Below are 11403 nucleotides of genomic sequence, written 5' to 3'. Positions count from 1 at the left end.
ACTTATTTGCGGGGCGCAGTCTTCTTTTCGGAGGCAAGGCTGCGGCGAAGCGCTTCCATAATATCGATGACATTATTCTTGCGCTCCGGCTCGGGCGTTTCCTTCGGTTTGCTGCGCTTCGATTTCTTGCTGCGCATCGCAATGATCTCGTGCAGCCGCTCTTCTACAGGGTCTTGAACCAGCTTCGGCGTCCAGTCGCGCAAACGCGCTTCGACCAGCTTTTTCATCATGGTCTTGGCGCGAGCCGCCGGAGCTTCCTCGCCGGATTTTGCGAAGAAGGGATCAGCATCTCGAACCTCATCGCCATAGCGAAGCGTCCAGACCACCATTCCGTTGTCGCGGGGAACGAGCAGTACGGAATGCTCGCGCCGATAAAGGACCAGGCGGGCGATGCCACCGGTTTGAGTCTTGCGCATGGCTTCGCGAATGACCGCAAACGCTTCTTCGCTCACTTTGTCTGCGGGAGCGAGGAAATGTGGGCTGTCATACCAGATCCAGCCGATCGAGCTCTGCGGTACGAAGCTTTCGATGTCGATGGTGCGGGTGCTTTCGAGGCCGACGTCTTCAAGTTCCTCGTCCTCGAAAAGGACGTAATCATCCTCGCCCCGGGCGTAACCCTTGACCTGATCTTCGTCGTCAACCGGCTTCCCCGTCTCGGCATCGACATATTGATTGACGACACGGTTACCCGTCTTGCGATTCATGTTGTGAAAGCGAAGCTTGTTGCTTTCGGTGACGGCCGGTGTCATGGCCACTCGGCAGGTGACCAGCGATAGCTTCAAATAGCCTTTCCAGAACGCTCTTTGTGCCACGTAGCTCTCTCCCCTGCGCGCCACCTGTGCTCGGGCCTGCCCCGGGAAACGCGGCGTTGCCGGAAGAGTTCCGTTCTCGATCAAATTGGTGGTTGCGCCGGGAACCGTTTCTTCGCGGTTGCGTTCTCCTGATGCCTGTTCCCCTTGAGTGACAACCCGGGGATCGGCCAGAGGTATGGGGGTACCGAGGTCGATCATTCCGGTGCGGTGGGCGCGACGAGACCGCGCCCTATCGAGAAGGTCATTCCCGTGGAGCCGGGCCAGCGGCGACGACGGAGAATTGCCATGCCTGAACGAGACTACGACTGGATTGCCAGGCGCGCCTACGCGCTTTGGGAAGAGAACGGCCGCCCGGACGGCGAGCACGAGGCACACTGGCTGACCGCCCTGAATGACTGGGAAAGGCTGCAAGATGCCGCCACACAGACGACCGAAAAGGCGGAGCGGCGTATCGCTCAGGCACAGGTGTCGGCCGAGGAGGAAGGGCTGATCATTACCGAAGAAGCCGTTCAACCGCGACGCAAGTCTGCGAAAAGCCGGAAGGGGTAACGACAGTGGCAGGAGTCGATCTCACACTCGCCCTCAGCAGGGCCCAGTTCATTCAAAGGGTCAGGGAAGCCTATTATCGTGAAGAGGATGAGGTGGCAAACCGGCGGCGTGCCGTGACCCGTGTCCCTTTGCACGTGCTGGCGGTAACCTCTGAGATCTATCCGCTCGTGAAGACCGGCGGTCTCGCCGATGTAACCGGTGCCTTGCCAAAGGCATTGGCGACTTTCGGCATTGAAACCCATACGCTCATCCCCGGCTATCCCTCCATCCTCGCCCTCGCGCGGCTCCATCCGCCGCTCATGGAGTTCGATGATCTGCTGGGAGAAAAGGCGACCCTGCGTCATCTCGAAATCGACGGTATCAGCCTCTTCGTTTTGGACGCGCCCGATCTCTACGACCGGCCAGGAGGTCCCTATGTTGACGAAAACGGCTACGATCACCACGACAACTGGAAGCGGTTCGCTGTGCTCTCACTCGCCGGCGCGGAGATCGCTGCGGGTGCCCTGCCCGGCTGGCGACCGGATCTTGTGCATACGCATGACTGGCAGTCTGCTCTGACCTCCGTCTATCTGCGTCAGATGGGATCGCCGGTCCCGGTGGTGCTGACGATCCACAATCTTGCCTTCCAGGGCCAGTATTCTTCCGACCTGCTGCCCCTTATCGGCCTTCCGCCGGAGGTCTTTTCCGTCGACTCGATGGAATATTTCGGCGACATCAGCTACCTCAAGGGTGGGCTTATGACTGCCGATCACATCACGGTGGTAAGCCCCACCTATGCCCGTGAGATCTTGTCGCCGACTTTCGGAATGGGCCTTGATGGCGTGTTGAACACCCGGATCGACCGCCTCCAAGGCATCGTCAACGGCATCGACAACGAGGTCTGGAATCCATCGACAGATCCCTACCTCCCCTTCCGTTTCGACATGAAAACGCTTCGCAACAAGAAGAACAACAAGGCCCTACTGCTGGAGCGTTTCAACCTGCAGCCCGGTGACGGCCCATTGTTTTCCGCCGTGACGCGCGTGACCTGGCAGAAGGGCATGGACATGCTGGCCGAAGTCGCTGACGAGATATTTTATCGCGGCGGCAGGCTGATCGTTCTTGGCCAGGGGGACCATGCAATCGAGAACGCTCTAAAGGAAACGGCCGCTCGCTTCCCTGGCAAGATGGCGGTCAGCGTCGGCTACAATGAGCCCACTGCGCACCTCATCCATGGCGGATCGGACTCGATCATTCAGCCCTCGCGCTTCGAGCCCTGCGGCCTGACCCAGCTTTACGCGATGCGGTATGGCTGTGTGCCAGTGGTGTCTCGCACCGGCGGATTGTCCGAAACCATTATCGACGCCAACGACGCCGCCCTTTCAGCCCGGGCGGCGACAGGGTTCCAGTTCCACCCGGTGCGGCCGGAGGGTCTGCGTCAGGCACTCAGACGCGCAGCAGATGCCTATGAGGACAAACGCAAATGGGCGCGACTTCAGCTGCAGGCCATGCGGGCGGACTATTCGTGGGACCGCAGCGCCGAGAGCTATGCAGAAGTCTACGGCAGGCTGACTGAACAGCGGTTCCAGGCAACGCACTAAGCCTTTGACGTTATGACAAAACAAAAGGACCCGGCATTGCTTGATGCCGGGTCCTTCATGTTTGGGCTCATTGATTACTGGCTGGTCTGGCCGTCTGTGGTGCTCTGGCTCGGGCCGCCGGTCCCCGTCTGAGGCGTAGGGTCCTTGTCCACCTCACCAGCCGGGACCGTGCCCGAAGTCGTCGTATCCTGTGCGCCGGAACCCGCGCTACCACTGGTGCCGTCTCCGTCACCGCAAGCGGCCAGCATGCTCAGCAGACCCACAGTCACCATCAATGTTTTGATCTTCATCGCCAGTCTTCTCCTCTATGTTCAGTCCTGACCGGCCCGCCGCGCAGCGCAATGCTCCGTTCCAGTGACGCGATATCGTCACTGGTTGCGGGGACCGGGTCTTCCGAGATCGCCTCCAGCACGGCTGGGTCCAGCGCACCCGAGCGCAGGGCCATCCGAAGCGTTTCACGCGTCTGGCGCTCGGCCTCCAGCTGCGCGAAGAGCGCGATGATCAACCGGTCGCGCGGATCGGGGTAGCGGCGCCATTGAGGAGGGCGGACTGTCTGGACCATTGTGTTGTCCTTTCAGGAGATAGTTTGGTTAATGGGGAAACATTTGCCGCCCTCCATTGTTCCCCTTGCCTAGCCGCAACAGCACGTAATGGAGGAAATCATGCAGATTGAGAGCCAGATGATCGAGGGACGGTTGAACGCCCATCGTGAGATCCTGATATCGCTGGTGACTGAAGCGCTGCTGGCACCGGACGGCTCAAATCATCTGCTGCGGAATCTTGAACAGGAGGTCCTGCTGCGCGACGGGTCGGAAGATCCGGGTGCGACACCGTCTGCCGGCCTTGGGCGCGGCAATGAAAAGAGCGAGGAGATCCGCGAAATTCTCGACACTGCCAAGGAGAGGGCGGAGGCGCTTCGCCGGATCACCAGCGGGAATGCCGACGGTACGGCATCGTAAGATGCTCGCCCGGCCGTCACAGGCGCCCGGGCGGCTCAGACTATCAGGACTTGTCCGGATCCCGAAGATCGAAATTAGCGTCCCAATCGTCCGGCGGGTCTTTCTTGTCTGGGCTCCACTTGTGTGCGGTGGCGTCCTCTGAGCCTGTAACGACGGTCGGCTTTGCGCTTGCGACACCGTCGCTCTTGCCGCCATGCTGGGTGCCGACAAACTGGCCTGCGGCGTCCTTTTCAATCTGCTGGGCCTTCTTACCTTCAGATCCCTGCTTAGAGGCAGTGTCTCGTTCGGTTGCCATGTCCGTTTCTCCTCTTCTGTTGGAAAGACAACAGGCGAAACGACTGCAAGGTTCCGCCTCAGGGCTTGTTGACACCGACGAAGGCGTGGAGGGGCGCGAGCAGAACCCAGCGCAGGCCGGTGGACGCGAAATCCATTGTCACCTCACCGGAGAAGGAACTGGCGGCGTGACGCTCGATAACGGTTGAGCCGAAACCGCGCCGGGCTGGAGCCACGACCGGAGGCCCATGCAGTTCCGTCCATGTGAGCCGGAGCTTCGGCTCCTCGCTGCCTTCGCCTTCGATCACCCATTCCACCCGAATGCGTCCCTCCAGCACAGACAATGCGCCGTATTTCACGGAATTGGTCGCCAGTTCATGAAAGACGAGCCCTAGGTTCTGGACTGCGCTGGCATTGACAAGAAGATCAGGTCCGCCCCGATCGACACGATCGTCCGAACCAACAACCGTTGCCATTTGCAGGTCGACGAGCGTTGCCAGCGGGATGCCGCCCCACTCCCGTCGGGCAAGCGCTTCGATCGACTGGGCAAGTCCAGCCAGTCTGCCGCTCACTGCTCGCTGAAAGTCTTCGACACTGTCTGCGCCGCGCGCAAGTTGCCGCATCATCGCCTGAACCAGCGAGAGGATGTTCTTCGTCCGGTGGACCAGTTCCTGGAGGATGAAATGAATGCGCTCTTCCGCCTCCGCTCGATCAAACGAGGCGTTCGACAGCGCGACCGCCACATTATTTGCCTCCAGAATCCGGGTGCGTTCCGGTGAAACAATATCGCCTTGTCCGATCCGATCGGCCATGCAGGCAATGGTGCGGATCGAGGCACGAAGCTGATGTGCAGCGATGAGCGCAACGGCGAGGCTGAGCGCGAGGATGACGAGACTGCCGAGGAGCAGGCTTTTCCAGGCGGTCACAAAGGTTTGCTGCGCACTGGAAACCGGTCCCCATACTGCAATTCGCCAAGGCCAGTCCGTCACCTGGGCATAACCCAGAAGATATTGCTCTCCATCCTGATAGAAGACCGTGTTGTTGTTTCCGCCGAACATTAGTTCCAGCCATGAGGCAGGAAAGGCTTGTCCCGGCGGCCTGTCTTCGACACCACTTGCGACGATCACCTTGCCCTTGTCGTCGAGAAGCGCAGCAGACCAGCGCGGAGGTAGATTCTCCCGCGAGGTGTGACTTGCCAGACTTGCTGCATCCTGGGTGAGAACCACCGCGGCGACGCCTGCCGGATTCGCAGCACTCACCGGCATAGTCAAGTTGACGACCCAGCGTTGGCTGGTGGCGCCAAAGAACACACCCGAGAGGGTGGACTTTCCAGACCGCAGCGCGTCCTGCAGCGAAGCTATGTTGGACATGGGACGCAGAGGGGCACCCCACGGCATACGCGTGTTGACAAGCTGCTCGCCGTCGCGGCGGACCAGCAAGACATACATCGAACTTCCCTTGAGGCTCGCTCCGACACGTTTGTAGAAAGCTTCGAGATCGCCCTCGCGCAATTCAGGGGAATTGGCAACGAGCGTGAGGGTGGTTTCCATGTCAGAGATCTTGCGTTCAATGCTGCGACCGATGGTTTGGGCGTCGCGCCCTGCATTGACTTTAAGAGCCTGGAATTGCGACCGCTCGAGCTCGAGCAGGAGGAAGGCGGCGAAGCCCAGCAGAGGCAGGGTCGACAGCGCCACCATGATCGTCAGGTAAGTCCCGATCGATGCGGTGGGGAAGAGGTTGCGCAGGAAGCGTCTCAGTCGCTTCATGGCCTGCTCCCTGCTGCACCGTAGGTTCCAGATATTCCGGCTACCCTTGCGCGAAGATATGGGCCTGCCTTGCAGAAGGCGAACCAAAGGCTGGCTGCGGCGTTTTCTCTTCCAGCAACAACAGGAGACAAGACATGGTTTTCAAACCACAGCAGTTCCACGAGGCGGATCCGGTCATCACGGAAGAATTTCCCGCAGCCGCCGCGCTTGAGCAACGAGTGGCGGAAGCGATCGCAATCTCGCACGGGCTCGACGCCACCGAATTGACGGTCGTGGCCAAAGGAGGCGAGATCGTTCTCGGTGGCCGCATCGGTTCGCGCAGAGAAATCGACCGGGCGGTCGAAGTGGCGCTGGCCGTTTCGGGCGTGGACAAGGTGACGGTGCAGATGCAGTCGCCGGGCGAGCCATGACCAGGCGCATATAAGCAAAGGCGACGACGCCGCGCGCCGCCGCCGATATATCCCTGGATGACTTTGACTGTCTGATCCCACGCGCTTGGCAGTTTCTGAAGCGGCAGGGCTAAGCCTGCCCGGCTCCACTGACCTGCATTGATGACGCGCGTCCGGCTGGTGACCAGACGTCCGAGCGTCCTTGGACCTCATGCATGCGTCCGCGCAGATCTTGCTGGCGCAGAACAAACTTGCGCCGGTTGCCGGCTACCTGCTCTGAGCAGGTCCGCGCGGCTTCCGCCGCCAGCCTATAGCTCGGATAGACGGCGGAATGCCGTCCCTCGAAAACATAAACCCAGCCGTCAGCGTGGGGGATGATGTCGCAATAGGTCTCACTCATGGCCGCACTCCTCCTGATCTCATCCCAAACGACGATTGGGACGTTTGGTTCCCCATCAGGCCCAAAAAAGATCGAATCTCAGCTCTGGACGAAAATCAGGCTTTGCGCCGCCAGTTCGCCCAGGTCGCGCATATCGCTTTCGGCGGCGGCGGAAGACACATGAACTGTTGTCCCTCTGACCGGAGGCACCATGACGGGGGCATCGGTGAAGTTGGCACGGAACTGCCAGCGAACCTCTCCCAACTGCCAGTCGATCGCAAGGATGCCCTGCTCCGCCTGCAGCACATGACCAATACCGCCGCCGATATCGATCAGCAGCGGCATCAGATGTTCGCGGCGTTTTCCCAACAGCTCGGCAAAAAAATCGCGCGCCTTTCGTGACCGCGGCGACTGCGCCTCTTCCCAGTCCATCTTCGAAATCCTGAAGGTCTCTGGATCGTTGGGGTCCGCCACTTCATCCAGGGTTACGTCGTCACCAGAGCCGAAGTCACGCGCCTGTTTCAGCCGATCCTCCGGCGTGTTCTGCTGCAGTTCCTTCGGATAGTCGCTGAAGAAGTAGAAGCGGGAGTGGCTGGCAAATTCGTCGCCCATGAACACCAGCGGGATCTGCGGGGACAACAGAAGCATGGCCATGAGACGATTTCGCAAATCATCATCAACCTGTATCCAGAGCCGGTCACCGCGCGCGCGATTGCCGACCTGATCGTGGTTCTGGACGAAGTTGACGAAGGTTACCGGTGGCAGGTGACCGCTCGGCTCGCCAAAGATCTTGTCTCCCTCCCCTTCTATGGTCTCGCCCTGCAGGGCAAAACCGGTTGCAAGGCTCCTGCCGATCCGCCGCCAGAAATCGTTTGCGAAGGGTTTGTAGTGCCCTCCATGCTCGCCGGTCGCCCAGGCGTGAACCAGATGGTGAAAGCCATCGTTCCAGACGCCGTCATAAAGGCGCACGGCATTGTCTTCATTTCGTTCATGAAAGCGGGTGATACTGCGGCCATCTTCCAGGACAAGATGAACGTGTCGGCCCATCAAGGCCTCGCGCGCGACTAGGGCAAGCTCTTCCAGAATGTGGACCTCAGACGTCTCGTCCTTGATCTGATCGGCGGCATCGAGACGCAGACCGTCGAGATTGAACTCCTCAAGCCAGTAGAGAGCGTTCTCGATAACGAAGTCGCGGCATGGCTTGCGAGCGAAATCAATCGTCGGCCCCCAGGGCGTCCCCTCGGTATGCATGACTTCCGGCGCGTAAACCGTGAGGTAATTCCCGTCGATGCCGAAGTGATTGTAAACGACGTCAAGCATCACCATCAGCCCCAACTCATGGGCTCGGTCGATGAAAGCCTTCATGTCATCAGGCGTGCCATAGGCCGGGTGCGGGGTGTAGAAGAGGACGCCATCATAGCCCCAGCCACGTGTGCCGCCGAATGCCGCAACGGGCATCATCTCGACCACGGTAATGCCCGTGGCCGCCAATTCCTCCAGCTTTTCCGCGGCAGCCGCGAAGGTTCCTTCTTCGGTAAACGTGCCGATATGCAGTTCGTAAATGACTGCCTCGCTCCAGGGGCGCCCCTTCCATTCGGTGTTGCGCCAACGATATGCGGTGGGGTCGACGATCAGGGAGGAGCCGTGAACATCCGATTCCAGGGCCCGGCCTGCCGGATCCGGTACCGCAAGCCCATCGGGCAGAACATAGGCATAGGGTGTCCCGGGCGCTACATTGGTTGCAAGCAGTTCAAACCAGCCGTCGGCAGCGGGCGACATGGCGACCTCGTCCCCGTCCAGACGCAGCGTCAGCTTATCCAGCGACGGCGCCCACAGGCGAAAACGGACTTCACCAGCGGCGGTGTATTCGGCCCCCCAGGACTTCGGGAATACTCGGTATTCGAGGTCCGAACCCTTGCCCATCTGCCGAGAGGCCTTTTGCTCCATCGCGTCCATCGCATCCACCTTCCGTGCAGTGTTGAATGCACCGAACGGCAGGTTCCAGGAAAGGTTCCTGATGAAACCAAAGCCTATGGTCACGAGAGGAAAGGAACCTTCAGTCGCCGGCATGGATTGTCCTAGTCATCGCGATGGCAGGCATCGCGGGAGATCATGCAAGGAGAACAGTCATGTCGATCATCGATGGCACCACGCCAGGCCAAACGCCCCCGACCGAACAGCCGCCCATGCCTGCACCGACCTGGGTGCCGGAGATCGAGGAGCCGGCTCCGGATCTGCTGCCCGACGAGTGGCCGACCCCCAATCCGGACGAAAATCCGGAACCTCCGGTGGGTGAGCCGGGGGTAGGCTTCTAGCGACTTGAAACGCCACGCCCCAGAGGAGGCTTAACGTAGCCCAGCCACTCTGTTCCAGCTCTTCGAGCCAGACACCCAATTCTGCCAGTCCGCAACCGATCCGCGGAAGACGTTGAGGTCTATCTTGCCATTCACCCCCTGGGACAGACCTGAACCGGAATACTGCCAAAACACCCACTTGCGGCCCGGATAGGTCTTGGACGGATGGGCGGCGACCGAGCGCAGCCAGAAGGGATAGTCGAGGAAATAGCCATCCAGATTGTCCTTGTAGAAATCCGGAGCTGTATAGATGACGGGGCGCTTGCCGTAATAGCGCTCCAAGCGGTCCATGAAGACCTGCATCTTCTCCCGCGCCTTTTCGGGCGACAGGCGGAAGCGGCAGCTCGACTCGCCGTTGTATTCGACGTCAATCACCGGCGGGAGTGCGTCTGGATCGTGCGGGACGTTACGGATGAACCAGTCAGCCTGTTCGCTCGCCACGCGACACCAGTAAAAGAAGTGATAGGCACCGCGCTTCAGGCCCGCTTCTTTTGCTTTGCGCCAATTGGTGCGGAACATGGGATCGGTGTGATCTCCCCCATCCGTCGCCTTGATGTAGGCGAAGTTGGCTCCCTGGCTCCTCAGCTTTACCCAATCGATATCGCCCTGCCAACGGGAAACGTCGACGCCGTGTACGGCGTGGTGTTTCGGCTTGAACTTGCCGAAGTTCATCGGCTTGGCGTCGCGGAAACGCTGGCTATAAACCCGATGGCGGCCACCTGCACTCGGGGGCTGCTCTTCATCGGGCGCCATGGTGGGCGGCAGGGAGGAGGCCGGCGGAACCGGCGGCATGAGCATGGCCACAGGGCGCTGGTCCGGAACCGTCATCCCGGCCGTCACGGACGGCGCCTCGAAATGCGCCTGGCTTGGCGTGTCACCGGCCCAAGCCAATGCTTCGGGATGGGCCGGAGCGATTGCGCCGGTCTGCTCGTCGACAGCGACTGCCGGGACGGGCGCCGGGGCCTGAGCGACTTGCGCAGCCGGCTGGGGTTTCAACCGCAAGGCATCGACGGGGCTGGTCCGCGCCGTGCAGCCGGACAGAACCAGCGAAAGGGCGAGGAGCGACGGAAGAGCCTTGAAACGCATGACACAGTGACTCGCAGGTTGGCCGGGCGCAGGAGCATACGCCCAGGAACTCCGGGAATGGCTAACAAAGCTTTACGTGCAAATGCTGAATCCAATCTTTACGGACTGGGTTAATGCGAGCCGGGTCGCCTTTCGCATACAGGAGACCGCTTGCCAAAGGGACTTGCCCATGGAACCTTGCGGCCGCATTTCGGGAGACGCCCATGAAACGCCTGTTCTTGATCGCCGCACTCTTCGCAACAGGTTTTGGCGGTCCGTCCGAGGCCGCATTATCCGGCTACTATGACAGCATCGAGCGGATCGGCGCGATTCTCGGCGACCCGAAACTGGCGGACATGCTGCGGCAGCAGCCGATCGGCGCAATCAGCAATACCGGCACGCGTAAGGACGGTGCCGCAGAATGGACGATCCGGACACAGGACTGCGACCTCAAGGTCTACCTCGTTCCCGTTCTACCCAATGGACCGGGCAAGACATCCTACACGCTCGACATACCGGCCGGGCAGTGCGAGTGATGGGCCGGCCCTGAACCGCATGGGGAACCGGGCTTTCAGGACAGCAGCGGTCGCGTCTACGTCTTTGAGAGCGGTGGCAGGTTATTCCGCGTTCCAGTCTAGACGCATCCCAGCCAACCCCATAGTCTGCCACGCGTCAGGACGGAGGCAATGGTCTGTCTTGATCGACGAATACAATAGCTGAGGGGCCAGCCATGGGGGACACCGTCCTTTCTCAACTGACGGATCCGTTTCGGATCGGGTTGATTTTCTTCCTGTTGCTGACCGCATTGCGGACTAGGGCGAATATGGGCCTCTGGATGCCGCTCGCCATGGGCGTGGTCTTCATCGCCATCCTCATTCCGCTGACAACCGCTGCGGCAGCGACCGTCAACCGTTTCGAAGCCATCGGCCTCGGGATCGTCAGCAATGGATTGATCCTTGGCGTGATGCTGGCGGGTTGGAGCATCGCTCGCAAAATACGTCGTTGACAGGAAAGACGTCACAAGGGCGCATTCGGTGAGGCAAGTCTCTCACCTCGTCGTCGGAACGAGACTACCTCGATCCAAGCCCACGACGTGAAAAGGGATCGGAATCCCTTTCTCTTCCGAGACCACATGCGCCGGCGGTTCGTGCGGGTATCAGCGAAGGTTCAGCAGCCAGCATGGCGTCTGCAGCATTTCCACAAATCGCAGAGCACACTCCCCGACATAGAACAGGCCGGCAAAGCCGACCTGTCCACACTCACTCATTTTCTTCAAG

At 60.4% G+C, this 11403-nt stretch carries 15 protein-coding genes; 7 read left to right on the top strand and 8 right to left on the bottom strand.

All coding sequences use genetic code 11. The features are described 5' to 3' along the window. Nucleotides 1-2: 2 nt before the first annotated feature. Nucleotides 3-812 (bottom strand): non-homologous end joining protein Ku, encoded by an 810-nt coding sequence (gene ku, locus FJQ55_RS02750; RefSeq protein ID WP_140826188.1) that lies wholly within the window; start codon nucleotides 810-812, stop codon nucleotides 3-5. Between the two features lie 285 nt (nucleotides 813-1097). On the opposite strand from ku, the gene FJQ55_RS02745 reads away from it, so the two are divergent. Beyond that, on the top strand, nucleotides 1098-1361 hold the full coding sequence (locus FJQ55_RS02745; protein ID WP_140826187.1) for a DUF2934 domain-containing protein: 264 nt from the start codon (nucleotides 1098-1100) through the stop codon (nucleotides 1359-1361). A 128-nt stretch (nucleotides 1362-1489) separates the two neighbouring features. After that, nucleotides 1490-2941: a glycogen synthase GlgA gene (gene glgA, locus FJQ55_RS02740; RefSeq protein ID WP_167507717.1), complete on the top strand. Its 1452-nt coding sequence runs from the start codon at nucleotides 1490-1492 to the stop codon at nucleotides 2939-2941. Between the two features lie 74 nt (nucleotides 2942-3015). Here the strand turns inward: glgA and FJQ55_RS02735 are convergent, their stop codons facing one another. Beyond that, on the bottom strand, nucleotides 3016-3231 hold the full coding sequence (locus FJQ55_RS02735; protein ID WP_140826185.1) for a hypothetical protein: 216 nt from the start codon (nucleotides 3229-3231) through the stop codon (nucleotides 3016-3018). After that, nucleotides 3228-3503: a hypothetical protein gene (locus tag FJQ55_RS02730; RefSeq protein WP_140826184.1), complete on the bottom strand. Its 276-nt coding sequence runs from the start codon at nucleotides 3501-3503 to the stop codon at nucleotides 3228-3230. The genes FJQ55_RS02735 and FJQ55_RS02730 overlap by 4 nt, the downstream gene beginning before the upstream one ends. A 100-nt stretch (nucleotides 3504-3603) precedes the next feature. On the opposite strand from FJQ55_RS02730, the gene FJQ55_RS02725 reads away from it, so the two are divergent. After that, complete coding sequence (locus tag FJQ55_RS02725; RefSeq protein WP_140826183.1) at nucleotides 3604-3900, top strand: hypothetical protein; 297 nt, start codon at nucleotides 3604-3606, stop codon at nucleotides 3898-3900. 43 nt (nucleotides 3901-3943) lie between these two features. Here the strand turns inward: FJQ55_RS02725 and FJQ55_RS02720 are convergent, their stop codons facing one another. Both FJQ55_RS02720 and FJQ55_RS02715 read right to left on the bottom strand, forming a co-directional pair. Then, complete coding sequence (locus tag FJQ55_RS02720) at nucleotides 3944-4195, bottom strand: hypothetical protein (protein ID WP_246085006.1); 252 nt, start codon at nucleotides 4193-4195, stop codon at nucleotides 3944-3946. A gap of 58 nt (nucleotides 4196-4253) precedes the next feature. Continuing rightward, a complete protein-coding gene (locus tag FJQ55_RS02715; RefSeq protein WP_140826182.1) occupies nucleotides 4254-5939 on the bottom strand; it encodes a sensor histidine kinase in 1686 nt (561 codons plus the stop codon). A 134-nt stretch (nucleotides 5940-6073) separates the two neighbouring features. On the opposite strand from FJQ55_RS02715, the gene FJQ55_RS02710 reads away from it, so the two are divergent. Continuing rightward, nucleotides 6074-6349, top strand: a complete 276-nt coding sequence (locus FJQ55_RS02710) for a BON domain-containing protein (RefSeq protein WP_140826181.1) — start codon at nucleotides 6074-6076, stop codon at nucleotides 6347-6349. A 109-nt stretch (nucleotides 6350-6458) separates the two neighbouring features. On the opposite strand, the gene FJQ55_RS02705 is transcribed toward FJQ55_RS02710, so the two are convergent. Both FJQ55_RS02705 and treZ read right to left on the bottom strand, forming a co-directional pair. Beyond that, complete coding sequence (locus FJQ55_RS02705; RefSeq protein WP_208758176.1) at nucleotides 6459-6728, bottom strand: hypothetical protein; 270 nt, start codon at nucleotides 6726-6728, stop codon at nucleotides 6459-6461. Between the two features lie 78 nt (nucleotides 6729-6806). After that, nucleotides 6807-8777, bottom strand: a complete 1971-nt coding sequence (treZ, locus tag FJQ55_RS02700) for a malto-oligosyltrehalose trehalohydrolase (RefSeq protein WP_246085005.1) — start codon at nucleotides 8775-8777, stop codon at nucleotides 6807-6809. Nucleotides 8778-8836: 59 nt separating this feature from the next. Between treZ and FJQ55_RS02695 the strand changes: the two genes are divergently transcribed. Further along, nucleotides 8837-9022, top strand: a complete 186-nt coding sequence (locus FJQ55_RS02695; RefSeq protein WP_140826180.1) for a hypothetical protein — start codon at nucleotides 8837-8839, stop codon at nucleotides 9020-9022. Between the two features lie 30 nt (nucleotides 9023-9052). Here the strand turns inward: FJQ55_RS02695 and FJQ55_RS02690 are convergent, their stop codons facing one another. Continuing rightward, a complete protein-coding gene (locus tag FJQ55_RS02690) occupies nucleotides 9053-10147 on the bottom strand; it encodes a glycoside hydrolase family 25 protein (RefSeq protein WP_140826179.1) in 1095 nt (364 codons plus the stop codon). 203 nt (nucleotides 10148-10350) lie between these two features. On the opposite strand from FJQ55_RS02690, the gene FJQ55_RS02685 reads away from it, so the two are divergent. Continuing rightward, complete coding sequence (locus FJQ55_RS02685) at nucleotides 10351-10662, top strand: hypothetical protein (protein ID WP_140826178.1); 312 nt, start codon at nucleotides 10351-10353, stop codon at nucleotides 10660-10662. Nucleotides 10663-10856: 194 nt separating this feature from the next. After that, entirely contained in the window at nucleotides 10857-11132 is a 276-nt protein-coding gene (locus FJQ55_RS02680; protein ID WP_140826177.1) for a hypothetical protein, read from the top strand. Nucleotides 11133-11403: the final 271 nt, after the last annotated feature.

Origin of the sequence: Rhizobium glycinendophyticum (assembly GCF_006443685.1) — a bacterium.
Lineage (GTDB): Bacteria > Pseudomonadota > Alphaproteobacteria > Rhizobiales > Rhizobiaceae > Allorhizobium > Allorhizobium glycinendophyticum.
This window is presented reverse-complemented; position numbering and strand designations above follow the sequence as displayed.